The sequence below is a fragment of the Prochlorococcus sp. G5PB11 genome, assembly GCF_059772425.1.
In genome coordinates, this window is record NZ_CM186287.1 from 1,688,108 (window position 1) to 1,714,471 (window position 26,364).

Consider the following 26,364-nt stretch of genomic DNA (forward strand, 5'->3'; position numbering starts at 1 on the left):
TTTATTTTTTTGTTAAACGAATTTCTGATGCATAAGATGTTTGTAAGATGGCTGATGAATTTATTGCTCTTGTAACAGAAGATCTGCTTCGTAAATTATTGGAGACAAACCATATTCTTTCTTCTGTACATATATGATTATAGTTTGAATCAATAATTAGAGTTCCATCATCAAGAAATTTATATAATGATATTAATTGTATTTCTTCAGTATAGCCAACGCTTCTTATTATTTTACCTTCTGTTCTAGAAACCTCTATTGGAATGAGTATACTTTCACCAGACATCTTTTCTTTTTGATTCTCTTCTCCCCATTCACTTTTTGCTTCCCAATTAATTAGAAATGCATGATTTCCTTGATTAGTAGTTGCTAGATTATCTTTTAATAACTCTCTAACTCTAGAATCGTTACTATTAACAGGAATTATTTTTACTCTGCTTCTTATTTCTTCAAACTCTTGAAATGCTAGTGAATGTCCGCTTCTCATTGAGTTCCATTCTCCAACACTCTTTAAGAAAAATTCTTCAATATTCATCTACTTCATTTGAATAGTGATTAATTTAGTTTTAGATAATTAAATGATTTCAAAATATCACTTGTTGCAAAAGCTTTTGTTATGGAAGAGGTTTCGAGAAAACTTTTTGTTTTAAAACCAATCGGAGAATTCCATGACCTAATGTATGGAACTATATCTTCACCGAAAACATTATTGTATTCATCAGAATCTATTAGAAAATCAATATGAGCTCCAAAACCTAGTTTATTTATAATATTAGAACTTTCAGTCACTTCGATTTGACTTTTGATGGGCCTACCAAGGATATGCTTGTATCTTAGCTCGATAGATTTATATTGGCTAATATTATCAAAGTAGAAATTTCTATAAATAGTTGATTTACAAACTCTTCTTGTAAATTCTCTTACTGTGATATCACCATTCCTTAGTTTCCTTTCAATATCAATTGGTCGCTCCGATTGCATTAAAGATAAGTTCCCAAAGATGTTTTTATATAATGCATTTGTTGCTACAAGTAATGCATCATCATCATTAGGAACAAATTCATTTATTTGAAGCTTATTTATTTCTGCATTTTCATTATTTATTATTTGGTATTTATAACTTTCAATCTTTTCTCTTCTATAACTGCTCATAACTCTGTTATATATTAAGTCGTCAAATTGTTCAGGCTTGGTTTTAGATGTGGTTGTGAATTTTTCTTTTTCACCTGGCATAGATACACCTCTAATATGTAATCCATATAATGTTTTTTTACTTCCTGATAGTCTACTTTTATTATACTTTACTGGATTTTCATTGATAGCTTCCCCTCCTATTTTGAGCGCTTTAAATGGAATGCTTGACATATCAATATGGAGTACTGAGCAAGTTTAACAATATAAAGAGAATAAATATAAATTTTTTCTTTTTAGTTATCTAAATATTTAATACTTGTTTCGAATTCATTGACTTTTCTGTTGAGTTCCTGAGATTCTATTTTTATTGAAACCAGCTATAGTTGCTAGTGCAAACATTCCAAGTAAAGCTCCCCCAAGCATTAAACCTGCGCCCTGGCTTACACCTGCTCCAACAGCAACAATAATTGAATCACTTATCAATAAACTAATTATTAAGGCAGGGGTGAAAATTCTCCAACGTGTTCCCCCTATCCCTAGTGCGTAGCTTAAAAAATCAAAAAGTCCAGTCATTAGGAGTCCAGTCATTAGAAAGAAATTTCCTTCTAGTTGATTTTGATTGAAGCCCTCAATTCTTTTCATGGCTTTTACCCCAACTAATTTCCGAACAGGAGCACGCCCGAAATTCCGAGCTATAAAAAATGCTAACTGACAAAAAATTAGGTCAGATATGAATATAGTTAAATAGCCTGTTTTAAAACCAAGCAATGATCCAGCCAAAAGTGAATAAACAGAACTAGGCAATGCTGGAAGGATTACACTTACTCCTCGAAGTATAAGAATTCCAAGAGGTGCCCAAATGCCCATTTCTTGAACGACACTTCTTAATGGTTCAATTCCATAGGTCTGAATCAAAAAGACTAGTAAAATGAAAGCACTTGTTAATAATGCAATGAGAAGGGTTTTCTTTAATTTTTCTTTTTTCAAATTGAACTCCTGGCTATAGAGGATAAGCTTTTAAAAGATTTCTAATTTAATTATCCTATTTAAAATGTATTTATTTAAGTTAATCCATAAACATTTACGTGACTTATAAAATATCAATTTAATGAATTTTTGTAAGATACAAAACAAATTATTAAAATTTGAAATCTGATGGCCACAACTCCTTTAAGAAACTTGGTTACTGGAGGAGCTGGCTTTGTGGGATCTCATTTGGTTGATCGTTTAATGAGATCTGGAGAAAAAGTTATATGTTTAGATGATTTTTTTACTGGGAGTAAAGAAAATATTGAATATTGGATTGGACATCGATCTTTTGAGTTTATACATCATGATGTTACTGAGCCAATCACACTTGATGTTGATAGGATTTGGCATTTAGCTTGTCCAGCTTCTCCAATTCATTATCAATTTAACCCTATTAAAACAGCTAAAACTAATTTTATTGGAACATACAATATGCTTGAATTGGCGAGGAGAGTTGGAGCCAGAATATTATTTGCTAGTACTAGTGAAGTTTATGGAAATCCCGAAATACATCCTCAACCAGAAAATTATAACGGTAATGTAAACCCTATAGGAATTCGAAGTTGCTACAATGAGGGTAAGCGGGTCGCAGAATCGTTATGTTACGACTATGTGAGAATGCATCATATAGATATAAGAATTGCAAGAATATTTAATACTTATGGACCTAGAATGTTATTAAGTGATGGAAGACTTATTAGTAATTTATTAGTTCAGTCTATAAATGGAGAGGACTTGACTATTTATGGCAATGGTAATCAAACACGAAGCTTTTGTTTTATTGATGATTTGATAGATGGCTTGATTCTATTTATGAATTCTTCAAGTTTAGGTCCTATGAATTTTGGGAATCCAGAAGAACTATCGGTATTAGAAATAGCTAATCTGATAAGAAGTGATTCTATAATAAAAGTAAACTTAAAGTTTTTAAATGAACTTGAAGATGATCCTTATAGAAGAAAACCTTCAATTGATTTTGCACGAAAAGAATTAAATTGGCAACCTAAAATAATATTTAAGGAAGGATTGAAAATTACAAGAGAATATTTTCGGGAAAAATTAAATTTATAAAAAGTAAATAGTTAAGCAACTATTGTCTACTATATATTAATTAAACTATATTTATGAAGTAAAAGTTATGAGAGGCCCAACAACTTTATTCTGAATAGGGCTAAATTTTTTGATTTTATTGGATTCTCAATTAGGAAAGGGTGTGTTTTAATTTTTTCAAAAGTTATTTTTATTTTATCTTCTATACTTATATCCTTATTTTTTTCTAAGTCACAATCTTTCCATGCTGCATCAAATGCCATTGCAAAGCTGTCAGCATTATTATATGAATTTCCATTAGAAGCTTCTAAATTCATAAGGGCAGGATATAATTTAAAATATTTAATAAGAATATTAAAAATAGGTAAGATTCTGGATTTATGTAATCATTGTTTAATTTATTTGATATCCCCTAGTTTGAATTAGTTCTTAGATAAAGAAGCATATTAAAGAATTTGCGGATAAATGATTTCAAACCCAACATAATTAATATTTGTTGTTTAGGATGTGGTCTAGCGTCAGATGTTGATTTTGCCAGATGTAAACGATATTTTAGTTTTATTGATTGTGATTTTTATCGTGATCGTTAACTGCCTTCGAAGAAAATCGAAATAAATAATCAGTGTTTTCACCTGAAAAAAATTTTTTATTTAATCAAGTAATCTGTTTAGGTATAAGGGTTGTCTTTTGATTCTTGTCAGTGTTGGAAATTAATTATCTCTGAGAGTTGTTCCAAGCCTCAAAGCTAGAACTCCAGCAAACATGACCATTAAAAAGGATATTCCAGCAAGATCAGGTGAATTGATTCCGAGACCTGATGAGAAATCAACTTTTGATAAATCAAAAGTGCTTTGAACTCCAAGTAAAAGGTTCATCATCTCTTTGCTTCTAATTTCCATAATGCTAACGCAATATAGAAATGATCTTTTCTTTTTCTAGCTTTCAGGTTCAACTCTCATGCGATTTTGTAATATTTAAGCTGTTATTGAATTTTTTTTTGGGTAATCAAACAATTTTAACTTGGTTTGATCAAGGCTTAAATTTTAAATCCAAGATTCTTTGCTACTCGTTGAAAAGAGAAAAAGGCGCTTGATTCATAGACCCTCTAGTAGGTTTTGTTGAGAATATCCATATAAAAGAAGCAAGAACAGATTTTCCGCAATTACAAAATCTCATTTACCCAACTATCACCAAACAAGTTGAAGAGGTAGAGCATTTCACAGCAAAAGAATGGGAACAACTAATGAATAAGGTGATTGAACTATCTGGTGGAGTTGCCAAGAAAACAATTTCACAAAAAGAATACGAAAAATTGGAATGGTCTGGGAGGGATAGATTTAATCAAAGGAATTGGGTTGATTTATACGATTGTCTTTTACTCCAATGGTTTTACTACCTTCGTCCAAGAGATATGCCACGACTAAAAAGCGAATGGTTGAAAGATATGGGAAAAGAAAATGTCAGGTTGTATTTGGAAGACACCAAGCATGGAAGACCAAAACACGAAACTTTCGCATATCGACCAGACGCATATAAGTTTTGGAAAAGAATGGTTCGCAGAAGACCCAAAGGATATTTGGCACTTCCTTTCTATAAGAGAAAAGCAGGAGAAGAAAATGACAGCAATGTTGGAGCAACACTCAATTACTTACTTCAACACGCAGTTGAGTTATGCCGAATAAAGAAAAGAGAGAAACCTGTTTGGGGAATTATTAGACATACAGCATTTCGTTTAACACTTGAAGAAATGCCTGAATTAGGAATACCCCCTGCTATTGATACTTTTGCTTCTAACGGACATACCAGTGCTGATATGTTGAGAGAGAAATACTTGTATCACATAGAAAGAGAGAAAACTGCTACAGAAGCAAGGAAGAAAATTAAACCAAGCTCTTTCTCACTTATTAAACGGGTCTCTTTGGACGATTAACACAACCAAGATCAGCATTTTCATTCCTAATCTTTATCTCAAGGGTAGCAGATTGTAGTTCTTGTTTATCTTTAAATGATTTCTTTTTACGGGGTGCTCGATCTTTATAAGGAACCTTATTCTTAACAGGAAACCAGTTCTCTTCGTAGGTAGTCGTCCAACTTGCCTTTCTCCAATCATTAAACATACTTTGACCCCCAAATCTTTTAATGAGGTCGTGGAGCACCATAGAACGCATAGAGCAAGTTTCTACGGGGCAGACAAGTATAAAAGTATCCTTCTGCTTGGAATACCCAATTCTTGCTTTCTTCTTCTTACAAAAAGGACATTTGACCTGATAAGAGGTCTTGCTATTAATCGTTTTTCTTAACTTGTTTCTATTTAATATTCCTACCATTGTGTGATAGTATGGTTCTTCAATATGAGTATCCCTGATAAACCTGCATCCCATAATATTATATCTGTTTAATGTGTATTATTCTAACATAAATGTTCTATCTTTTCTATATAGACTGGGTATAAGATCAACACTATTATTTATTAGATTAGAGGCGCTAAGTCATATTGAAAAAACATAAATTAACGATTTTAATTGATAAATAGATTTTAAATGGTTTTATAAATCATACCCTTCAAAGCAAGTCAAGGCACCAATCTACCGATAAAACCTTTTTCAATAACCAGTTAATCCACATTTTAGACTTGTATGTCTATTACTCAATTAAAAGAACCAAAACAAGTTAAGCAACATATTTCCTATGGAAGATATGAAGCACCAAGATTGTTGAAAATGGAAGATAAAATTATGGAACACTTTGGATACAACCGAAGTTAATTACATAAGGTTCTTGTTAGAGTCGCATACTCAAAAATGAGTTTAATAGCAGTATGAGTATTCAATTTAATCATTCACTTACAGAACAAAAAATAGAGAGAAAGAGAATTATTTATAGTATGATTTAATTTGTATTGATTTTGGTTGAAAAGTTTTCAAGATTTATGAAAAATTCTATTAGATTTGTAAATCATGCTTCTGTACTTATAAATCAAGGCTCGAAAGGTATACTGACTGATCCTTGGTATAGCTCGCATGCCTTTCATAAAGGTTGGAATTTGCTATATGAAAATACAGAGGAAGAAATTATTGAAATAATTAATTTAACATCTTTTATATGGATATCTCATGAGCACCCAGATCACTTTTCAATTCTTTTTTTTAGAAAATATGCTGAAATAATAAAAGAAAATAAAATAAAAATACTTTTCCAAAAAACTAAAGATAGACGTGTAATTACATTTTTAAATAATAATAATTTTTCTGTAATGGAATTGGAAATTGATAAATGGATTCCTTTAAAGGATGATTTGCGAATTCTTTGCTTGAAGCAGGGTGATTATGATTCGGCGTTATTGGTAGAAAGTGAAAATGAAAAGATTTTAAATTTAAATGATTGTGTAGTGAGAGATTATGCAACAGCAAAAAAAATCTTGAGAAAAACCGGAAAGGTTGATCTATTGTTGACTCAATTTAGTTATGCAGCATGGAAAGGTGGGAAGTCTAATAAGTCATGGAGGGAATCTGCTGCTTTAGAAAAACTAGAAACTATTAAAATTCAAGCTGCCGTTTTTCAGCCTAAATTTATAATACCATTTGCAAGTTTTATTTTCTTTTCAAATAAAGAGAATTATTATTTAAATGATTTAAAAAATACAACAAGTACAATATTAAATTTTTTTTCAGATACTAAATTTGATATTTTAATAATGAAACCAGGAGATATTTTAGGTGGTATTTATGAAAGTCTAAATTCAAAATTAGCGAATAAGTTCTGGATGGATATAGATGCAAAATTGGATTCTAGAACACTTAATCAATTTGATAAAGTAGAGTTAAATAATCTAGAAGAATATTTCTTTATTTATAGAAAACGCATTGTAAAAAATAATAACCTCTTCTTAATGAGATTAATTCGTAGAATTAGCCCAATAAAATTATTTCAACCAGTAATTATATTTATTAGTGATCTTAATAAAACAATTAAATTTGATTATATAAAAAATTATTTTATGTTAACTAAAGAAAAGCCAATGATTAAGATGAAATCAGAATCATTGGCTTTTCTCTTTAAAAATTCTTTTGGGTTTGATACATTAACTGTAAATGGCTGCTTTGAAGAAGTTTCGGATGGTGGATTTGCACTCTCAGTTAAGACAATGGCAATTGAAAATTATAACAATATTGGAGTATATTTCTCTTTATGGATGTTATTTGATTTTCGACTAATAATTCGTTCATTTATAGCTCTTTATAAGGTTTCTAAAAAGCTTATTTGAAATTGTGAAGTTCATTCTTTTGTGTTGAGCTGTTTCTCTCTAATTACTTTTCATAAAAGCTTTCATTCGTAATGACTATGCCGCAATCTGCTGAATAATTCTCCGCACTTTTGAAGTTGTCATCCCCATTGCTTTACCAATACTTCCGTATCCTTCTCCTCTTTCACGCATTTCCATAACTGCTGCTGCTTGTTGAGGTGTGTATTGTTTCTTTCTTCCAAGCTTCACACCTCTGTTTTGTGCGATTGCTCTACCTTCAGCAGTTCTTTTTTTTATATTTTTCAGTTCCATCTCTGCTGCGTATCCCATAACTCCAACAACCAACTTCACAAGTTCCTCAGGCATACTTTTCGTGTCTAATCTCCCGTCCAAGCATTTGATATGAACCCCTCTCTCAATCAAATTATTCACCTGAACCAACATTTTCACCATTGATCTTCCAAGTCGGTCTAATTCGTGGATCACAAGAGTGTCTCCATTTCTTAAGGCATCCAAGCACCTTGATAATTCTGGTCGATCTCCGTAATTACTTGTTCCTGTGATTTGGTCTCCAAAAATATGCTTTTCCAAGCATCCAGCATCTCTCAAAGAAATAATCTGTCTTTCACCCGATTGATTTTCTGCTGTTGAAGTCCTCCAATACCCAAGAAGTGCCATTCTCTATGCCGTTTATCTGTTGATACTATAGAACATTACGACATATAGTTTCGACATGCCTAGACACCTTTTGTGGTAGTCCATTAGAGGATATGTCTTATGTTATGAATAACGACATAGCAAATAGCACCTTTTTGTAGGAGTTAGGTATGGCAGTTGAGACGAGAATTAAGTTATAACTTGGATCTTATTTTCTGCCATAGATTGCCATACCACTGCCATACCACACTACTTCTTCTAAAATGACCTCTAACACCCTTGAAAATGTATAAACTATTCATTCATCAAAACTCACTCCACCACTCAATAGGCATTAAAAAAGCACCTGTTGGGGTGCTCTTTAATATTCAAATTGTTAATGATTTGAATGGTGCCAGGACCCAGATTTGAACTGGGGACACGGCGATTTTCAGTCGCCTGCTCTACCAACTGAGCTATCCCGGCCTATTACTCTAATAATCTACCAATTCGTTAGTACCTTATTGAAAAACAAATCGAAATCTCCTTAATTTTCTTTCCATATTTTCAAAGTAACTTTGAAATGATGATGAATTTAAATGGTATGGGAAAGATACTTTCATGTCTTAGTAGGAATGTCTTTAATCATCCTTACTAATGTTTTATGAGCATCAGAGCAGTCTTGAAGAACATGATCAAATTGGATGTCTATGGTTAGATCATCAATTTTTAGCTCAATTGACTCTGCGCTAAGGCTTATCATTTTTGCTGATCTAAAAGTTTCTATTTTCCCGTAATATTTTGCATAGGCATTAACGGCATCTTGGTGATCTTTGTTCATATGATTACATATTCTTGTACTCGATAATTTGGTAATAGGTTCAGCATTCATAGGTTTTTTTGATAATTGATTTAAGAATTAATGAATAGGATAGTGAGGTTGCAATAAAAACATATTAGAAATTTTATAGAGTTTTATTATTTGATGATGAGATGGCTCGTAATGCAATACTAGCCACTCCTGCAGCAGGTGGCCTATTGCAAATCTTTATTGGGATACCTATTTCTTTTTCTCTTATTTTTTTCCAAGTAATATTTTTTGCACCTCCTCCAATAGTAATTATTTGCCTTGGTAGATCAGCGCCTATTTCGTGAAGTTTTTGCCACCCTCTAGCTTCAATTTTTGCTAATCCCTCTAATAATGCATGAAGGTAAAGAGAATCACTAACTGGTCTTGGTTCAAGTTTAGGTTTTAAATTTGGATCATCGATGGGGAACCTCTCTCCTGTTTTTGATAATGGAAGAAGATCTATCCCTGTCGATTTATAAGGATTAATTTGCTTGCTTAATTCTTTGATATATTCCAGATTAAAAAAATCGAGTAGAATTGCACCCCCTGCATTAGATGCCCCTCCAGAAAGCCAAGTGCCTAATATTTTATGATTTGATATGCCTTTCCCTGAAAGGGGCTTTTTGACAAACTTCTTAATAACTATTGTACTCCCAAGTATTGTAATCCCATCATTTTTATTAGGGCATGTCGCCAAAACGCCTGCATTTGAATCTGTGGTTCCTGCTATTACTTTTAGATTTTTAGGTAAATTTAATTCATCTGCTTTTTTATTGCATATAGTTCCCATTAATTGACCTGAAGAAATTATTTTAGGGAGACATTTTAGCCAGCTTAAATTTTTGAATTTTTTTGGCCATGAATTATTTACTACTTCCCAACCCATCCTAATGTTGTTACCTTCTTCTCCATACTCCCAATTATTTAAAAGCCATCCACTAAGCCAATCTGCTTGGTGTCTCAAGATGATTTCGTCACCATATACTGCTACAAGCCTTAATGCTCTCCCAACACTTCCACTTAAGCTGGAGCCGGCACATTCTTTTAAAAAGAGATTGTGAATTTCATTTTTATATTCTGAACAGGATAAGAAATAAGGTAGAGCCTTCCCCATTGGAATTCCATTATTTCTACATGCTAAGAGTGTTCCAGATGTTCCTGCTACAGAGCATGAAACTAATTTTTCTTTTAGATCTTTTGGAACTTCTTGAATTAGTTTTTTAAGGCAATATATCCAGTCTTCACATATCTCTAGACCTGTAGAGTATGGCATTGACGATGTGTACAATATTTGTTTCTTAGTGTTAATTATTGCTATTCTTAGGCCTGTTGTACCAAGGTCTATGCCAAGTACAAGAGATTTGATCAGCATTGAAATTTAGTTTTAATTTGTTTCATATATGACTTCTCAATTCTTTGGCTTTTTGAGATACGTCCTCCCATGGGAGAAGAATATCAGTTCTGCCAAAATGACCATAGGCAGCAGTATCTCGATAAAAACTTCCACCTCTAATACTTGGTAGGTTTTGAAGATTGAAAGTTTTAATAATTGCGCCTGGCCTTAGATCAAATTGATCTTGTACAAGTTTCGTTAGTTCATTGTCTGAAATCTTCCCTGTCCCAAATGAATCCACAAGTATTGAGATCGGTTTAGCAACTCCTATTGCATAACTTAATTGAACTTCAACTTTTTTTGCAAGATTTGCTGCAACTAATGCCTTCGCAACAAATCTTGCTGCATAAGCTGCGGATCTATCAACCTTTGTAGGATCTTTCCCTGAGAAAGCACCTCCTCCATGTCGAGCATACCCACCATAGGTATCAACAATTATTTTTCTTCCAGTTAGACCTGCATCGCCTTGTGGACCTCCAATCACAAACTTCCCAGTTGGATTGACAAGAAAACGAGTTGAATCTTGAGAGGGCTTTAGAGGTAGGTCTTCAGTAGCAGGTTCAACAACAAATTTCCATAGGTCTTTTGAAATTCTCTGCTGAACTTCTTTCTCAAGAGTTAATCCATCGACTTCAGATTGATGCTGGGTAGAAATCAATATTGTGTCTATAGAGGAAGGTACTCCGTTTTCATAAGAGACACTTACTTGGGTTTTCCCATCAGGTAATAGATAATCAATTATTTTTTGATGCCTTACAAATGCAAGTCGCCTAGCTAACCGATGAGCAAGACTGATTGGTAATGGCATTAACTCAGGAGTCTCGTCGCAAGCAAATCCAAACATAATTCCTTGATCTCCAGCACCAACTTGATCTAGCGGATCAGTTGAATGATCTTCTGCTTCATCTACTCCTTGAGCAATATCAGATGATTGCTGATCAAGTGCTACTAGGACTGCGCAACTATTCGCATCAAATCCCCCAGCACTAGAACCCTCATATCCTATTTTTTTGATTACTTCTCTTACAAGCTTATTGAAATCTACTTCTGCTTTAGAGGTTATTTCTCCAGTTATTAAGCATAAGCCAGTATTAACAACTGCTTCACAAGCGACTCTGCTGGTTGGATCTGCACTTAAGCATGCATCTAGAACTGCGTCACTAACTTGATCACAGATTTTGTCTGGATGCCCTTCAGTGACAGATTCAGATGTGAAAACGTATCTACTCATTTGAAATATTAATCTTAATTATTTTAGTAGCTTGAATGAATTGTTAATTCATTCAAGTTTTTTATAAGAAATCTTGTTTCAGTAAGAATCGGGGGGGTTTCCCAGCCACCAGTGAAGCCTATTACTATTGGAATATCAGCTTTTTTGGCCATTCTTAAATCAGTATCTGCATCTGAAATAAGGGCAAGTTCAAATGGTTTTAAGTTCATTTTTTTGCAAAGTTCTATAACTGCTTCTGGTTTGGGTTTGGAAGGTTTATTCTCTGCACTCCAGAAATAATCAAAGATACCATCTAATTTGTTCCTGATGATAAATTCTTCAATTCCTTCTTGACTATCATTTGTCATTAATGCAATGCTTACTTTTTTGTTTCTTAGAGAAACTAATAGATCAAATGCTCCTGAAATTAATGTTTTATGCTTTTTCATTATAGATCTATTAGTAGAAAGGAAAATATCTACTTCATCGAAGATTTCCTCACTTATTGAAAGTGATTTAAACCAATCAAAACCAAACAATGTAAAAATTGTTGCGGTAGATAAAATATTATTCTCTCTAGATGCAATTGCAAGACTTGCATTAGCAGAAAGAGATTGTTTTGTTAATCCATAAACAGATTTAAGTAACCTTTTTAATAAAGTAATTCTAAGATTGTTTATTTTTAATTCTCTAAATTTTTTACCTGCAAATTCTATTCTGGTTTTGGCTAGTTCTATTAAGCATTTTTCACTATTTGATAAAGTTCCGTCCTTGTCAAATATTATTCCTTTAATTAAACCAACAGAGTTATTTCTTATAAATAATTCTGCCATTTCGATAAATGGAAATAATCAAATAGTCATTACTGCAATAGGATCTTCTCCTTCTTCCGCTTGCTCAAGAAGCATTTGTTTGTATCTTGCGGCCATCTCTTCCGCTTTATCAAAAACTTTCTGAGGATCTGTCAGCATATCTCCAGGTTCTGGCTCAAGGGCTTTTGTGGAAAGGGAAATTCGGCCTCTTTCAGCGTCCAGATCTATAATCATTACCTTCATTTGATCATTAACATTCAATACTGAGTGAGGAGTTTCAATATGCTCATGACTTATTTCAGAGATATGTAAAAGTCCACTTACACCTCCGATATCAATAAATGCACCATAGGGTTTGATTCCTCTTACTGCTCCTACAACAACTTCTCCAACTTCAAGGCGATTCATTTTTCTCTCAACCAAGGCCCTTCGATGACTTAAAACAAGCCTATTTCTTTCTTCATCAACTTCTAAGAATTTCAATGGTAGGAAGTCTGCTACAAGCTCTTCTTTGGCTTTCCTAGTACTTATATGTGATCCAGGAATAAATCCCCTAAGACCTTCAACTCGAACGAGAGCCCCGCCTCTATTAGTAGCAAAAACTTCTGAGTAAATTGTGGCATCTTCTTTTTGTAATTGTCTAACTCTTTCCCAAGCTCGTTGATATTCAATTCTTCTAATCGATAAAGATAATTGGCCATCTTCATTCTCTTCGGTCATTATAAAAAATTCTCTAATTTCTGTAGGCTGCAAAACATCGCTCAGCCCTTCTACTCTGTTAATTGATACTTCTTGCATTGGCATAAAAGCAGCTGTTTTGGCGCCAATATCAATCATTGCTCCTTTCGATTCAAGAGCAAATACAGTTCCATTAACTATGTCGCCAGGTTTAAAGTTGTAGTCATATTTGCCAAGTAAAGATGCAAATTCATCAAGAGTGAAACCTGCGCTTTCAAGATCTCTCTTAGTAACTCTGCTTGAAGAGTCATCAGCAGTTGGAATGTCTTTAGGAATTCCTTCTTCTTTTAACTCATTTGTGGAATTTTCTTCAAATTCTGTACTTAAGGAATTTGTAGTGCTTTCTTCAGGTATTGATGTTTCTTTTTCAGGATTTGTTTCTTGAGCTTTACCTGCTGGATTTTCTGACATGCTTGAATGGCGGTATGCCTTTTTAGGACAGTGCGATAGAAATACAAAATGGCCCGCCGACCAAATTGAAATTAAATTCTACTTTATTGATAGGTCTTTCTAGTTAAAGAACTGATGCCAATTGTTCTTTTTTTATTGGTTTCAGTGATTCAAGGGTTTTCATGAAATCATTTATTCCATCAAATTGTCTGTATACAGAGGCAAATCTGATATAGGCAACTTCATTAATATCTTTTAAATGTGTAAGAACCATTTCTCCAATCTCAATTGTTTTAACCTCTTTGCGAACACCTCGATGGAGTTCTAATTCTATTTCGTCAACAATAAATTCAATTTTAGATGTATTTATAAGTGTTTTTTCGCATGCTCTGTTTAAACCATTGATTATTTTACTTCGATTAAATAATTCTTTTGCCCCGCTTTTCTTTAAAACAGTTATTGGGATTGTTTCTACTCTTTCATAAGTAGTGAATCGGAAGTCACAATTTAAGCACTCCCTTCTTCTTCTTACACTTCTTCCTGAATCAGCCGAACGAGATTCAAGAACTCGGCTGTCTGTGTTTTGACAAGATGGGCACTGCATGCAGCCCTTGTAACTAATTTAACTAAATTTAAACATTTATTTGGCTTCTGAGAAGGGGCAAAATAAATAAACTTACTTTTTATTTAGAAAAGATGTATGTTTTAAAGATTAAATCAAAAAACTTTTGATTTATAACTAAGACAATAAAAAAAGCCCTGACGTTAAGTCAGGGCTTTTTTTATTGTGTTTTACTTGTCGTACTTTGGAGGATCGCGAAATGCGACAGCAAAGAACAACGTTACAAGTGCCAATGTAAGGATTAGCGTGTAGGAGAATGCTTCCATCTAGGTTCTCGATATAAGGGGTAAAGAATCCTGACTTAGGCCCGACCAGGGACTCGGCGGGTTGATTCGTCTCCAAGTTTTTTGAAGAGACCAAACTCGACCTGATCGCCAAGCTCTGGTTCGATTCCTGAGAATCTGTCACCAAAGAGAGTCCTTGCGGCGTGCCACCAGTGACCAAAGAGGAATAACAAGCCAAAGCAAAGATGTGCATAGGTGAACCATGCTCTAGGAGAGCTTCTGAATACACCATCTGACTTGTAACGATCTCTGTCAAACTTGAAGGCTTCTCCAAGTTGAGCCTTTCTGGCGAGACGCTTAACTATTACTGGATCAGTAAATGTTTGTCCATTTAGTTCACCACCATAAACAGTAGCTTTCACTCCTGTTTGCTCAATGGAATACTTAGCTTCAGCCCTACGGAAAGGAATGTCAGCTTTAACGTTTCCATCCTTATCTTCAAGAATGACAGGGAAGTTTTCAAAGAAATTTGGAAGTCTTCTAACTTCTAAGTCATTGCCTTCGCTATCTGTAAATGAGATGTGACCTTGCCATCCACTTGGCACTCCATCACCATTAACCATTGCTCCTACTCTAAATAGACCGCCTTTAGCAGGACTATTTCCGACATAGTCATAGAAAGCAAGTTGCTCAGGAATAGCTTCATAAGCTTCAGCTTTAGAAGCCCCATCATTCATAGAATCTTGAACTCTACGGTTGATTTCAGTTTTGAAATAACCAGAGTCCCATTGATATCTAGTAGGACCAAATAATTCGACAGGAGTTGTAGCTGATCCATACCACATAGTTCCAGCAACTACGAAAGATACAAAAAGAACAGCTGCAAGAGCACTTGCAAGAACTCCCTCTAAACTTCCAAGCTTTAAAGCTCTATAAAGTCTTTCACCAGGTCTGTTGGTGATATGGAATATTCCACCAATTATTCCTAAAAGTCCTGCCCCAATGTGATTAGCGACAATTCCTCCGGCATTGAATGGATTAAATCCTTCTGCACCCCAAACTGGAGCTACTTTTTCTACATGCCCGGTTAATCCATATGGATCAGAAACCCATATGCCAACGGTTGAGCAATGAAATGCACCAAAGCCAAAGCATGTTAAGCCAGCTAGGAAAAGATGAATTCCAAATATTCTTGGAAGATCTAAAGCGGGTTCACCAGTGCGTGAATCTTCCCATAATTCAAGGTCCCAGTATGTCCAGTGCCATACGGCAGCAAGCATCAAAAGACCACTGAAAACTATATGAGCTGCAGCAACCCCTTCGAAGCTCCAAAAGCCGGGGTCTACTCCGGTTGCACCGGTTATATCCCATCCGTTCCAGCTGCCTGTAATTCCTAAGCGGGCCATAAAGGGCATGACATACATGCCTTGGCGCCACATTGGATTAAGTACTGGATCAGAAGGATCAAAAATGGCCAATTCATATAAGGCCATTGAGCCGGCCCAGCCGGCTAACAAAGCAGTATGCATGAGGTGCACGGCCAAGAGGCGGCCAGGGTCGTTGATGACGACTGTGTGCACCCGATACCAGGGCAATCCCATGGGTCAGGTTCGTATAACGAAGCTGCTTAATGCAGCAAGACTCGCATGATCGTAAATGGTATTGCTTGAGTTAATGCACAGGATGTAGATACCTGAAATGACTTTTGACACTATTGAATTGATTCTAGGTTGTTTTTTATGGCTTCAATTGGCAAAAATACTTGTCATAGCCTAAAAAAAAGTAAAAAAAAAAGAAAAAAAAGAAATTTTCAAAATTAAATTGATTTTGTGATTTTAAGTCTTTTTTGTATCAAATCAGTTTTGAAATTTTGAAAATCAGGGATCAAATTCAATTGAAAACGATTTTTTTTGAAAAATTTTTGAGATCCATTCAATGCCAAAGATCCATATTTGGTTTTTATGAAGCAAAATTTTTCGGCAAATTACAAAATCTCTGTTTCTTTGATTCAAAATTCATTTTTTTGGCTTAAGGGCTATATAGTTTGTTTCAGAAATTTGTTCAGAGTAAAACCCTCGGTTATGGAAACCACTAGTTTTGGTGCTGCAGCTACTCTTTTATTCGTTGGAGTACCAACCCTTTTTCTTATTGGATTGTTTGTTTCCACCAGTGATGGTGAAAAGTCAAGCTTTTATTCAGATTCAAGTAAAGGTAGATTGAGTCCTGAACCTAAAAAGTAATTTAGAAATTTTTTTGATAACGAATGATCTCGGGTAAGCGCTTGAGATCCTAATAATTGTTGAGCTTTGCTTATCAGTTGTTGCTGGAAAAAAATTTTTTATTTAATTATACGTTTAGTATATAATGTTTGCTTTTGAATAAAGTTATTAAAAAAAAAGAGTGGAATTTAACTAAAACAATTCTTCCTCAGCACACTGATCATGCGGGAGTTATGTGGCATGGGTCTTACTTTAATTTCCTAGAAGAGGGGAGAATTGATGCTTTAAATAAAGTTGGGATGTCATATTCAACATTATCTAAAAAAGGATATGAAATACCTGTAATTTCAGCTCAAATTAAATATAAAATATCTTTTAAACATGGTGAAAAAGTATTATTAAAAAGTCAATTTAATCTTGTAAATAAAATAAAACTTAAGTGTAAAACTCTATTTTTAAAAGTAAATGGTGATATTGGAGCAGAAGCATTGATAGAATTAGTTCTGGTTAGAAAAGAAAAAGATTCAATAAAATTAGTAAGACAAGTTCCTCTTGAACTTAAGAAAATTTTTTTACTTCTAGAAGAGGGGCCTAAAATTTAAATGGTTGTTAATTCTATTTCTGGTAATACTTTTCTTCATTGGAGAAGAAACATGATGCTCAAAGGAGGTAGAAAAGTAGATTTTGATTGGCTTTTAGATATCGCAGCAGGAGTTTCTTGGAGTCAATTACAAAACATAATTTTGAATCCCGAGAATTTTATTTCTTTAGAAATTTCAATTGAAGAATTAGAAGTTCTTTGGAAATCTCATTTAAGAGATCAAATTCCACTTCAATATTTGATTTCAAAGTGTCCCTGGAGAGATTTTGAGTTAGAGGTTTCAACTTGTGCTCTTATCCCTAGGCAAGAAACAGAATTTTTGATTGATTTTGCTTTGAAAAAAGTGTCTGATATGAATTCTGGTAGGTGGGCTGATCTAGGAACAGGTTCTGGACCTCTTGCGGTATCGTTAGCAAAAGCTCTTCCCAGTTGGAATGGACATGCTTCTGATATTAGTAAAGATGCCTTAGAGCTAGCAGAAAGAAATTTAAAAACTATAGCTCCTAATTCGAATGTGAGTTTTTCTTTGGGGGATTGGTGGGAACCTTTAGAAAAATGGTGGGGATGTTTTGATTTGGTTTTAAGTAATCCTCCTTACATTCCCTCAAAATTAATTAAAGATTTAGAACCAGTTGTAAAAAATCATGAGCCACTTATCGCCTTGGATGGTGGAGAGGATGGAATGAATGCGTCAAAAAAAATAATTCTTGGAGCATTAAATGGTCTTGCTAAAGGAGGTTGGTTAATTATTGAGCATCATTATGATCAAAGTGAAAAGATAATTAATTTTATGCAGAATGTTGGAATGGAAGAAGTCTCTTTTGAAAAAGATTTAGGAGGTATTAAGAGATATGCTATTTGTCGCAAAAAATAAAAATGAGCACTGATCAATTTGAAATTTCTGACTTGGCCACGAAGTTAAAAAAGGGATCTTTAGCTCTATTCCCTACAGATACTTTGCCAGCACTTTGTGCTTACCCTCAATTCTCCAAGAAAATATGGACTATCAAGAAAAGGCCCTCAAATAAGCCGCTTATATTGATGGGAGGATGCTTGGATGATTTGTTTGAGTTTGTTAAACCTTCAGCTATCGAAGACGGCTTGAAATTGGCAAAAAATTATTGGCCCGGAGCGTTAACAATTGTTCTTCCAACAATAGGCAATTTCTCTAAGAATTTGAATTCCAATTCTAATTCTTTAGGTCTCAGAATCCCAGCTCTAAAACTTGCAAGAGATTTGCTAATGCAAACTGGTCCTCTAGCTACTACAAGTGCAAATATTTCTGGACAACCTCCTGTAAGAGATGCAATGGAAGCTTCGATTCAATTCCCAGGAATTCCTAGACTTGCTCCTGTTCCTTGGCCAAAATCTTCTGGAATAGCAAGCACAGTTGTTGAATGGAAAGAAGGGAAATGGAATTTGTTGAGGTCTGGCTCGGTCATTTTGAATAAGAAGTAACCAATGCTTTATTTGCTGGCAACAGTTTTATTTTTGCAGTCTTTTTTTTGGTGGCTCTTAAAGTACCCCATAATGAGTCTTGAGTGGATTTTTCAATTAAAATTTTTAAATCTTTTTCTTGCTGCTATTTTGATCTGGATGATCAGTGGTAAAGCTAAATAGATTTTCTCTCTAGAATTTTCGAATGCCGGCTAACAGATTTGAACTGATGACCTTCGCTTTACAAAAGCGCTGCTCTACCGCTGAGCTAAGCCGGCAATTTTTACATCTTACCTAAGAAAGGAATCTAAAAGTTGATCCAGATAAGAAATTTGTTGAAAATACTTTTTTAAAGATCTTTTTTATCTAACCCAACAAATTAGTGGCAACTTTTAATTGGTTAAGAACTTTAATCTGTCTCTTCAGTTTCTTGAGAATTTTCTTTTGACTGATTCATGGTCTCTTTAAGTTTAATTTGACCAGTCATAGTTCTTTTAATTGGGAGATTTGCAACAAGTGCGGTCATGCGATCTTCTGTCTCAAGACTGACTGCGCCTTCATCAACATCTATTTCTACATATTTTGCTACAACCTCTAGTATTTCTTTTCTCATTTGATCTAAAAGCTCTGCGCTGAGATCGGATCGATCATGAGCCAAAACAAGTTGCAACCTTTCTCTAGCTGTGCTTGCGCTCGAAGGCTGTCTGCGAAGGAGCTTGTTGATAATGTCTCTAAGTGTCATTGCCATTGCTTTAGAAAATTTTTGTTTGCATTAGTCTTCTAAATTTCGCCCCAATTCCCGAATTCTCCTCTGCGGGATCAATAAGTGGAATATCTTCTCCTTGTAATCTCTTGGCAATATTTAAATAACATTTTGCTGCTGGTGAATTAACGCTATTTAAAGTTAAAGGCTCCCCTCTATTGGTGCTGACAATTACCTGTTCATCTTCAAGTACAAGGCCAAGCAAAGGTAAGGCTAAAATATCAGTCACATCATCGATAGAAAGCATTTCTTGGTTGGCCATCATCTTTGGCCTAACTCTATTTAGAACTAACTGGACTGGTTTAATAGCATTTGTATTAAGCAAGCCAATTACTCTGTCTGCATCTCTTACCGCTGACACCTCAGGATTGGTAACTACAATTGCTTCTTGAGAAGCAGCCATAGCATTTTTAAATCCATCTTCAACTCCTGCCGGGCAGTCTATTAAAACGTAGTTGAACTGTTCTTTTAGCATCTCGACTATGCGCTTCATGTCTTCGGGTTTTAACCAATCAAGCATTCTTGGATTTCCTGCAGGAAGTAAAGATAGGTTTGATTCTTGTTTGTGCTTCACTAAGGCCTGATCAAGTCTGCATTCCTCCTCTAAAACTTCTTGTGCGGTATAAACAATTCGATTCTCAAGACCTAATAGTAAATCCAAATTTCTCAGACCAAAGTCTGCATCTAAAACAGCAGTGGTTAGACCCTGCCTTGCTAGTGAAATGCCGAGATTCGCTGTAAGGGTTGTCTTACCGACCCCACCCTTCCCTGAGCAAATAAGAATGACGCGCGTGTCTGTCGCCACGGACCTCCTTGAATTCGACAAACTTTAGTTCGATTTTGATGAAGAAAAAAGCTTTATTGTGAGATCGGTTGCATTGGGTTTGCTTTTGAAGACATCTCTCAGGTTTTAAGTAGGAATTTTCTCTTGTTTCTGTTTGAAAGTTTTAGTTACTTTGATTTATTGAACTATGTTGTCTCGAGAGGGGAAATTATAATTTCTTCGGCACATATTCTTGCTTGTTCTGCGAGACCAAGTTGAGGCTTTTCCTTAGGCCCTCTAGCAACTTTTTTGGCTATTCTTAGTTGAACAGGCCTGAGTTGAAGTGCGGAAATAGTTGCTTTAGAGTTCCCTTCGCTGCCTGCATGGGCAATACCAAGAAGTCTCCCCCAAATAATAATATTTCCCTCTGCACTAACTTTTGCCCCTGGATTAACATCTCCAAGGATTAATAAATCTCCTGGGCTTTCAATATATTCCCCTGACCTGACAGTTCCTTGATGAAAGTTTGTTTTTGAAAAAGTTAAAATTTTTTCATTTATTTCTAAGGGTACATTTGAATTATTTTCAAGAATGAATTGAGAATTGTAACCTAGTGATTGAGAGCTAACTATTGTTTTTGGTGATGTTGAACAAAAACCAATTATTTTACAATTATAGTAATTAGCAATTGCGTTTACTTCCATTATATTTTTACATGAAAGATCTAGACTTTTACAATCGATCTCAATCGTTCTTGAGTTCAGGATTTTCAATTTATTTTTTAAACATATTATCCAATCTGAATATTTACTATCTTTGATATTGATAATAATTTTTTGAGGACTTGAGTTCATTTTTAATTATGTTTGATTTTGAGTTTTTCTATTTCTATTTTTAAGTCTTTTTCTATTTCCTTTGGATAAATTAACCATGAAGATTGGTTAGGCTCAATTAATCTTTCAACTAATGGTGATGCTTTCTCTAGAGCCTGTAGGTTTTCTCCATCCCATATACGAAGACCATGTTTATAAGGGTGATAGCTTTTAACTATTTGCTCTCGTAATCCACATGAAATATCTGGTTCAATACAATATTTCTCTGATAATTTTCTAGCTTTGGCTAGAGCTTCTAGCCTTGTCTCTAAAGAGTAAGAGGATATATTTAATGCCTTTAATAAATCTCTATTTATAAAACGTTTGCAGAGATTAGATAGATTATCCGAATCAGATTCTTGCCATTTATTGATATGATAACCAGTCACTATGTCATCATTAGATAAAAAACATTCTAGACTCATTTTTTCATGATTCCATAACCATTCAGACATGTTTTCATCAGCCCATAGTTTTTTAGGACCAATCTTTCTTGCTGTCTGTATGATTTGTTCTAATAACCAATTGCAAACCTCGTTTAGTCTATGATTGTATACGCTCCTGTACATTAGATTTCTTATTACTAAATAATGCTCAACTGCCATTAAACCTTTAGGCTGAATTGCTAAATCTCCATCTGGTGCAATTATCATTGCTGAGATTATTCGATCAATATCTAGCTGACCATATCTGGCTCCTGTTGTATAACTGTCTCTCATTAGGTAGTCGAGCCTATCACAATCAAGCTGACTACTTATTAAGGCAATTATTGATTTTTCTGATGCTTTTCTTGATTGGATTAAATCTGAAATTGCTTTTGCATTTCCTTTACCATATTTATTAAGTATCATAGCAATCTCTTGATTTGAATTTATTAATTTTGCCGTCCATGTTTCATGCTTGATTTTGAATATTTCCTCACTTGTATGACTTAGTGGTCCGTGACCTAGATCATGTAAAAGAGCTGCACCGTAGAGAATGAATTTGTACTCTTTTAATTTAGAATTAAATTCAGACAAATGATTTATTGCTCTCCTTGCAATATGAAATACGCCGAGAGAATGAGTGAATCTGCTTGATTCTGCACCATGAAATGTTAAATATGCAGGACCTAGTTGTTTAATTCTTCTCAATCTTTGAAAGGGGGATGAATCTATTAATTCCATCACCATTTTTTCTTCAGGGATTGAGCTGTTTAATGAAATGGATTGATGCAGAGGATCGTAATAAGTTCTTATTGGCATGCTTGCTCGATTTATTCGCTAGTTATTTGTTCTTCTTTTTCTTGACTTTCTTTTAATAATTTCTCTAAGACTTCTTCTTTGTCCAATGTGGCTTGCATGATTAGCTCAGCATCTGAAAGCCACCTGTCTTCATCAGATCCTGGGTTAAGGGGCTCAGGCATCTCCAAGAGTCGATCAGGATCTATTCCAAGATTTTGTATGTCTCTTCCGCTTGGAGTTAAATAGCTGGCAACTGTTACCGCTAAACCACTACCATCACTGAGATTAGTCAAAGATTGTATCAGGCCTTTGCCAAAAGTTTTACTGCCTATAAGTTCAGATCTTTTATTATCTTGTAAGGCCCCAGCAAGAATTTCACTAGCACTTGCTGTACCCTCATTTACAAGCGTAACCATAGGTCCGTCATAAAGGGTTTCTATCCCAGAGCCGATAGGATCATTTATTGCATCTCTCTTCTTAGTTTCAACAATCGGCATGTTGCTGAGGAAATCATCTGCAACGGCAAGTCCTGAACTTACAAGACCTCCGGAGTTATTTCTTAAATCCAAAATTAGTCCATCTATTTCTTTAACAGTCAGCTCCTCCAGTGCTTCTTTGACTTGCTCAGGCACTCCCTCGCTAAATTGTGTAATTCTTAGGTAACCAAATGTATGAGATTCATTTCTTATCCTTTTGGTTCTAACTGGTCTTAAATCAACACTTCTTCTTTCTAAAGAAATCTCTTTGATTTCATTGTCAGGTTGCTCTAATTCAACAGTTACTTGAGTTCCGGTTTGCCCTCTCAATTTTGCTGCCGTTGCTTCAAGTCCCAATTGCTTTGGAGATTGACCATTAACTTTTTTTAAGATGGTTCCACTTGTTATGCCTGCATCTGCGGCGGGAGAGCCTTCAAGGGGAGAAATGACAACTATTTCACCATCCTCTTTTCTCGCTCCCAATTGAAGCCCAACACCATTGATTTCACTTCCTATGTTGCTTTTTTTCATTGCTGCGTAATCATCAGGTCTCAATAGGCGCGTGTAAGGGTCACCAAGAGGAAGAAGCATTGCTTCTATTGCTGAATAGGCTTGCTGAGAATTGTTTATTGGTTTTTCAAGGGCTTTTTGACGAAGTTTCTTCCATTGAATTTCATCAAATTTATTAGGTGCCAGATAACCCTCATTTACTAAATTCCAGGCTTCAATAACAAGCAGTTGTCCGTCATTCAGAGCAAAAGCTGGTTTTATTAAAACTTGAAAGAAAATTCCGAAACTAATTAAAAATGCAAAAATTCTTTGCAGTGATTTAGTCAAAGATTTAACAGATGAAAACATTGGATTGATCTTTTGCGGCGACCAAGGAGCACATCGAGTAAGATATTTGGAAACACTAATCATAATTGGATGGCGAATTCTTCACCGGTTTATGACTGGTTTCAGGAACGTCTTGAGATTCAGGACATAGCTGATGATGTCACTTCAAAATACGTACCTCCACATGTCAACATTTTTTATTGCCTTGGTGGGATAACACTGGTTTGTTTTTTGATTCAGTTCGCGACTGGATTCGCGATGACCTTTTATTACAAACCCACAGTAACTGAAGCTTATAGCTCAGTGAGCTATTTGATGACAGACGTAAGTTTTGGTTGGTTGATTAGATCAGTTCATCGCTGGAGTGCCTCAATGATGGTACTGATGCTTATTCTGCATGTTTTTCGTGTTTATTTGACTGGAGGTTTCAAAAGGCCAAGAGAACTGACATGGATTACTGGTGTGGTTATGGCAGTCATAACAGTTGCTTTTGGTGTTACTGGATATTCATTACCTTGGGATCAAGTCGGTTATTGGGCTGTGAAAATTGTTTCTGGTGTCCCAGCTGCGATACCTGTTATTGGGGACTTCATGGTTGAACTACTAAGAGGTGGCGAAAGTGTTGGACAGACGACTTTGACAAGGTTTTATAGCCTCCATACCTTTGTGATGCCTTGGCTACTAGCAGTTTTTATGCTCATGCATTTTCTTATGATTAGGAAACAGGGTATTTCCGGTCCTTTATAGTAAAAGAAAATAATAATTTTTAATCTCTAAATCAAAATTTTCCTAAATCATGTCAACTCTTAAAAAGCCTGACTTATCAGATACGAAGTTAAGAGCGAAGCTTGCTAAAGGGATGGGTCATAATTATTACGGAGAACCAGCTTGGCCCAATGATCTTTTGTACATTTTTCCAGTAGTTATTCTTGGAACCATAGCTTGTGTAGTTGGCTTGGCAGTTCTTGATCCTGCATTTCTAGGAGACAAAGCTAATCCTTTTGCAACTCCATTAGAGATTCTCCCTGAATGGTACTTGTATCCAGTCTTTCAAATTCTACGAGTAGTACCTAATAAGTTACTTGGCATCGCCCTTCAAACATTAATACCTTTGGGCTTGATGATTCTTCCTTTTATTGAGAATATCAATAAATTTGCCAATCCATTTAGAAGACCAGTCGCAATGTCATTGTTTCTCTTTGGGACAGTTTTAACAATGTATCTAGGCATAGGAGCATGTTTACCTATTGATAAATCTTTGACTCTAGGTTTGTTTTAGAATTTTCTAATCTAAATCAAGCATCAATACGTCATTTGGTTCAGCTCTCAATAAATGATGCATTAACAAAAATCCAACAATAGTCCAAGTTTGATAAGTCCTTGATTGCTGACCAACCCATGTACCTGTTGGCCCATCAAAATACTCTGCCCATTTTTGTCTTGGTAGTTGATTTAATTGACTCCAATAACATTCTTCAACAAGAGCTCTCATTTGTCCCATGAGTAAAACATCGGCTTTTGGGTAACGTTTTTCATGAAGCAATATGGAAGCGCCAAAAAACCATAAAAGGCTAGGCCAATGACCTCCATTGTGATAACTCCAGGGCCAGTTTTTGGGGTCTGAACCGGTTTTGTTTTGCCATTCCTCTATGTCCATTGGTGGATGACAAATCCTCATTGGCATTTGTGCCATAAGGTGTTCACGGTTGTGTAATACCAGGCGAAATAATGCTCTCTGCTGTGGGGCAGTTAATACTCCGAACATACATGCTAAGGAATTTCCCAAGCTATAAAAACGAAAATCTGGTCTACCAGTTCTTATATTGCCAATAAGATATCCACCCCTGTTCTCAAGCCAATCTTGAAGCCATGAAGGGACTACTTGAGGCTGGACATTAAATTCATTTTGATGTTGATCTTCACCATATTGCTCGGTTGGTCTTCTTCTAAGGACTTGCATTGTTTTGCTAGTAACCCAATAATGCTTCAAAAGAAATTGGCGAAGATCATGTACCCATTGATTTGTTAAAACAAGTCTTTGATCAAGTAATCGACTTTTTTGATGTTTCCTACTTAACTCCATTAGTTGAATGCAACTTTTTAGACATGCATGCAACAAAACCTCCACTTCAAGAGGAGCTCCCCAAACATCCATTGGTCGATCGATCATGAATGAGCAATCTGGTACGAATAAAACTGGATTGCCTTCAAAAGTTGGATGAAGAACTAAATCAAGAAGAAGTTGAATACCTCTTTGAACCTGTTGACTTGTTCCGAAACTTTGATCGCCACTTTTTCTTACATATAGCCAACAAAGTACTGGCCACCATAAGCTGGCATCTGCAGAGGTGATTCTTCCTATTGATCTCTGCCCATAATCTGCTATTAATTTCCCTTTTTCTTCAACAAAGCTTGTTGGGAAAACGCCTCGAGTTTGATAAGTAGTACTTTGCAAATCTAGACTTACTGTCAAGAACTTCTTGACTATGTCGAATCGTTTTTGCGTTAAGAGATAGATCATAACGGGGACGTTATCCCTTAAAAAAATCTCTCCGTAATTGAGGGCATCATTTTTTGTTGGATGCTCCAAGGCCGCAACACTTCCTGCAATATCTCCAGAAATTTCAATTAGAGTTTTTTCGAAATGCTCCTTAGCTCTTGCAACAACTTTATCTTCATTTGAATTGGGACGTACCCTTTTATGCTGTTGGCTAAAACGTGCGGGCATTAAGATAATCTCTTGCCATCGCTAAAAGCTAGTTATGGCTTACTCCTTTGTTATTCATAGTAAGAGGTAAAACATTTCAATTGCAACTTTGTTGCAAGTAAGTACTCCGAGGGT

The 26,364-nt window shown here is 35.0% G+C and carries 31 protein-coding genes and 2 tRNA genes; 10 read left to right on the forward strand and 23 right to left on the reverse strand.

Features of this window, described 5'->3' with window-relative positions; all coding sequences use genetic code 11:
• Position 1: 1 nt before the first annotated feature.
• The 3 genes from AC6EI0_RS09735 to AC6EI0_RS09745 all read right to left on the reverse strand — a co-directional run bounded on the left by AC6EI0_RS09735 (position 2) and on the right by AC6EI0_RS09745 (position 2,088).
• Positions 2-535, reverse strand: coding sequence for a phycobiliprotein lyase (locus tag AC6EI0_RS09735; RefSeq protein WP_498522332.1), 534 nt, complete (start codon positions 533-535; stop codon positions 2-4).
• A gap of 20 nt (positions 536-555) precedes the next feature.
• Complete coding sequence (locus AC6EI0_RS09740) at positions 556-1,365, reverse strand: phycobilisome rod-core linker polypeptide (protein WP_498522333.1); 810 nt, start codon at positions 1,363-1,365, stop codon at positions 556-558.
• 96 nt (positions 1,366-1,461) lie between these two features.
• Complete coding sequence (locus tag AC6EI0_RS09745) at positions 1,462-2,088, reverse strand: TVP38/TMEM64 family protein (RefSeq protein ID WP_498523536.1); 627 nt, start codon at positions 2,086-2,088, stop codon at positions 1,462-1,464.
• Between the two features lie 201 nt (positions 2,089-2,289).
• On the opposite strand from AC6EI0_RS09745, the gene AC6EI0_RS09750 reads away from it, so the two are divergent.
• A complete protein-coding gene (locus AC6EI0_RS09750; RefSeq protein WP_498522334.1) occupies positions 2,290-3,234 on the forward strand; it encodes a UDP-glucuronic acid decarboxylase family protein in 945 nt (314 codons plus the stop codon).
• Positions 3,235-3,299: 65 nt separating this feature from the next.
• Here the strand turns inward: AC6EI0_RS09750 and AC6EI0_RS09755 are convergent, their stop codons facing one another.
• Both AC6EI0_RS09755 and psaM read right to left on the reverse strand, forming a co-directional pair.
• Positions 3,300-3,530 carry a hypothetical protein gene (locus tag AC6EI0_RS09755; protein ID WP_498522335.1) on the reverse strand — a complete coding sequence of 77 codons (231 nt, stop codon included), beginning with the start codon at positions 3,528-3,530 and terminating at the stop codon, positions 3,300-3,302.
• Positions 3,531-3,923: 393 nt separating this feature from the next.
• Positions 3,924-4,112, reverse strand: coding sequence for a photosystem I reaction center subunit XII (gene psaM / locus AC6EI0_RS09760; RefSeq protein WP_498520432.1), 189 nt, complete (start codon positions 4,110-4,112; stop codon positions 3,924-3,926).
• A gap of 344 nt (positions 4,113-4,456) precedes the next feature.
• Here psaM and AC6EI0_RS09765 point away from each other — a divergent pair, with 344 nt between their 5' ends.
• Entirely contained in the window at positions 4,457-5,143 is a 687-nt protein-coding gene (locus AC6EI0_RS09765; RefSeq protein WP_498522336.1) for a hypothetical protein, read from the forward strand.
• Here AC6EI0_RS09765 and AC6EI0_RS09770 read toward each other — a convergent pair.
• Complete coding sequence (locus AC6EI0_RS09770) at positions 5,118-5,594, reverse strand: hypothetical protein (RefSeq protein WP_498522337.1); 477 nt, start codon at positions 5,592-5,594, stop codon at positions 5,118-5,120. The two genes, AC6EI0_RS09765 and AC6EI0_RS09770, sit on opposite strands and share 26 nt — an antisense overlap.
• A 255-nt stretch (positions 5,595-5,849) precedes the next feature.
• On the opposite strand from AC6EI0_RS09770, the gene AC6EI0_RS09775 reads away from it, so the two are divergent.
• Together AC6EI0_RS09775 and AC6EI0_RS09780 are read left to right on the forward strand one after the other, a co-directional pair.
• Positions 5,850-5,978, forward strand: coding sequence for a hypothetical protein (locus AC6EI0_RS09775; protein WP_498522338.1), 129 nt, complete (start codon positions 5,850-5,852; stop codon positions 5,976-5,978).
• A 494-nt stretch (positions 5,979-6,472) separates the two neighbouring features.
• Positions 6,473-7,477 carry a hypothetical protein gene (locus AC6EI0_RS09780; protein ID WP_498522339.1) on the forward strand — a complete coding sequence of 335 codons (1,005 nt, stop codon included), beginning with the start codon at positions 6,473-6,475 and terminating at the stop codon, positions 7,475-7,477.
• Positions 7,478-7,552: 75 nt separating this feature from the next.
• Here AC6EI0_RS09780 and AC6EI0_RS09785 read toward each other — a convergent pair whose 3' ends face one another.
• The 10 genes from AC6EI0_RS09785 to psbB all read right to left on the reverse strand — a co-directional run bounded on the left by AC6EI0_RS09785 (position 7,553) and on the right by psbB (position 15,932).
• Complete coding sequence (locus AC6EI0_RS09785; protein WP_498522340.1) at positions 7,553-8,134, reverse strand: recombinase family protein; 582 nt, start codon at positions 8,132-8,134, stop codon at positions 7,553-7,555.
• 368 nt (positions 8,135-8,502) lie between these two features.
• Positions 8,503-8,578 (reverse strand) — tRNA-Phe (locus AC6EI0_RS09790).
• Between the two features lie 133 nt (positions 8,579-8,711).
• Positions 8,712-8,933, reverse strand: a complete 222-nt coding sequence (locus tag AC6EI0_RS09795) for a DUF2470 domain-containing protein (RefSeq protein ID WP_498522341.1) — start codon at positions 8,931-8,933, stop codon at positions 8,712-8,714.
• Between the two features lie 124 nt (positions 8,934-9,057).
• Positions 9,058-10,314: an FGGY-family carbohydrate kinase gene (locus tag AC6EI0_RS09800; RefSeq protein WP_498522342.1), complete on the reverse strand. Its 1,257-nt coding sequence runs from the start codon at positions 10,312-10,314 to the stop codon at positions 9,058-9,060.
• A gap of 22 nt (positions 10,315-10,336) precedes the next feature.
• The gene (gene metK, locus AC6EI0_RS09805; RefSeq protein ID WP_498522343.1) at positions 10,337-11,566 is read right to left on the reverse strand and encodes a methionine adenosyltransferase; all 1,230 of its coding nucleotides are present in this window, start codon (positions 11,564-11,566) and stop codon (positions 10,337-10,339) included.
• 23 nt (positions 11,567-11,589) lie between these two features.
• Complete coding sequence (locus AC6EI0_RS09810; protein WP_498522344.1) at positions 11,590-12,378, reverse strand: HAD family hydrolase; 789 nt, start codon at positions 12,376-12,378, stop codon at positions 11,590-11,592.
• Positions 12,379-12,396: 18 nt separating this feature from the next.
• Positions 12,397-13,506, reverse strand: coding sequence for a 30S ribosomal protein S1 (locus tag AC6EI0_RS09815; RefSeq protein WP_498522345.1), 1,110 nt, complete (start codon positions 13,504-13,506; stop codon positions 12,397-12,399).
• 103 nt (positions 13,507-13,609) lie between these two features.
• On the reverse strand, positions 13,610-14,089 hold the full coding sequence (nrdR, locus tag AC6EI0_RS09820) for a transcriptional regulator NrdR (RefSeq protein WP_498522346.1): 480 nt from the start codon (positions 14,087-14,089) through the stop codon (positions 13,610-13,612).
• 188 nt (positions 14,090-14,277) lie between these two features.
• Positions 14,278-14,373 carry a photosystem II reaction center protein T gene (locus AC6EI0_RS09825; RefSeq protein ID WP_110859955.1) on the reverse strand — a complete coding sequence of 32 codons (96 nt, stop codon included), beginning with the start codon at positions 14,371-14,373 and terminating at the stop codon, positions 14,278-14,280.
• A gap of 35 nt (positions 14,374-14,408) precedes the next feature.
• Positions 14,409-15,932 (reverse strand): photosystem II chlorophyll-binding protein CP47, encoded by a 1,524-nt coding sequence (gene psbB, locus AC6EI0_RS09830; protein WP_498522347.1) that lies wholly within the window; start codon positions 15,930-15,932, stop codon positions 14,409-14,411.
• Between the two features lie 480 nt (positions 15,933-16,412).
• On the opposite strand from psbB, the gene psbM reads away from it, so the two are divergent.
• From psbM to AC6EI0_RS09850, 4 genes are all read left to right on the forward strand, one after another.
• Entirely contained in the window at positions 16,413-16,571 is a 159-nt protein-coding gene (gene psbM / locus AC6EI0_RS09835) for a photosystem II reaction center protein PsbM (protein ID WP_498522348.1), read from the forward strand.
• 134 nt (positions 16,572-16,705) lie between these two features.
• A complete protein-coding gene (locus AC6EI0_RS09840; protein WP_498522349.1) occupies positions 16,706-17,152 on the forward strand; it encodes an acyl-CoA thioesterase in 447 nt (148 codons plus the stop codon).
• Entirely contained in the window at positions 17,153-18,025 is an 873-nt protein-coding gene (gene prmC, locus AC6EI0_RS09845; protein ID WP_498522350.1) for a peptide chain release factor N(5)-glutamine methyltransferase, read from the forward strand. It begins immediately after the preceding gene.
• A gap of 2 nt (positions 18,026-18,027) precedes the next feature.
• On the forward strand, positions 18,028-18,609 hold the full coding sequence (locus AC6EI0_RS09850; RefSeq protein ID WP_498522351.1) for a Sua5/YciO/YrdC/YwlC family protein: 582 nt from the start codon (positions 18,028-18,030) through the stop codon (positions 18,607-18,609).
• Between the two features lie 185 nt (positions 18,610-18,794).
• On the opposite strand, the gene AC6EI0_RS09855 is transcribed toward AC6EI0_RS09850, so the two are convergent.
• From AC6EI0_RS09855 to ctpZ, 6 genes are all read right to left on the reverse strand, one after another.
• Positions 18,795-18,866: transfer RNA gene (locus tag AC6EI0_RS09855), tRNA-Thr, on the reverse strand.
• Between the two features lie 131 nt (positions 18,867-18,997).
• On the reverse strand, positions 18,998-19,330 hold the full coding sequence (gene minE, locus AC6EI0_RS09860) for a cell division topological specificity factor MinE (RefSeq protein ID WP_498522352.1): 333 nt from the start codon (positions 19,328-19,330) through the stop codon (positions 18,998-19,000).
• A 10-nt stretch (positions 19,331-19,340) separates the two neighbouring features.
• Entirely contained in the window at positions 19,341-20,156 is an 816-nt protein-coding gene (minD, locus tag AC6EI0_RS09865) for a septum site-determining protein MinD (RefSeq protein WP_498462200.1), read from the reverse strand.
• 164 nt (positions 20,157-20,320) lie between these two features.
• Complete coding sequence (locus AC6EI0_RS09870) at positions 20,321-20,968, reverse strand: septum site-determining protein MinC (RefSeq protein ID WP_498522353.1); 648 nt, start codon at positions 20,966-20,968, stop codon at positions 20,321-20,323.
• Between the two features lie 2 nt (positions 20,969-20,970).
• The gene (locus AC6EI0_RS09875; RefSeq protein ID WP_498522354.1) at positions 20,971-22,230 is read right to left on the reverse strand and encodes an HD domain-containing protein; all 1,260 of its coding nucleotides are present in this window, start codon (positions 22,228-22,230) and stop codon (positions 20,971-20,973) included.
• Between the two features lie 11 nt (positions 22,231-22,241).
• Positions 22,242-23,543, reverse strand: coding sequence for a carboxyl-terminal processing protease CtpZ (ctpZ, locus tag AC6EI0_RS09880; RefSeq protein WP_498523537.1), 1,302 nt, complete (start codon positions 23,541-23,543; stop codon positions 22,242-22,244).
• 69 nt (positions 23,544-23,612) lie between these two features.
• Here ctpZ and petB point away from each other — a divergent pair, with 69 nt between their 5' ends.
• Complete coding sequence (gene petB, locus AC6EI0_RS09885; RefSeq protein WP_413389834.1) at positions 23,613-24,269, forward strand: cytochrome b6; 657 nt, start codon at positions 23,613-23,615, stop codon at positions 24,267-24,269.
• Between the two features lie 49 nt (positions 24,270-24,318).
• Positions 24,319-24,801 carry a cytochrome b6-f complex subunit IV gene (gene petD / locus AC6EI0_RS09890; protein WP_413682969.1) on the forward strand — a complete coding sequence of 161 codons (483 nt, stop codon included), beginning with the start codon at positions 24,319-24,321 and terminating at the stop codon, positions 24,799-24,801.
• Positions 24,802-24,807: 6 nt separating this feature from the next.
• Here petD and AC6EI0_RS09895 read toward each other — a convergent pair whose 3' ends face one another.
• A complete protein-coding gene (locus tag AC6EI0_RS09895) occupies positions 24,808-26,250 on the reverse strand; it encodes a glycoside hydrolase 100 family protein (protein WP_498522355.1) in 1,443 nt (480 codons plus the stop codon).
• Positions 26,251-26,364 lie beyond the last annotated feature (114 nt).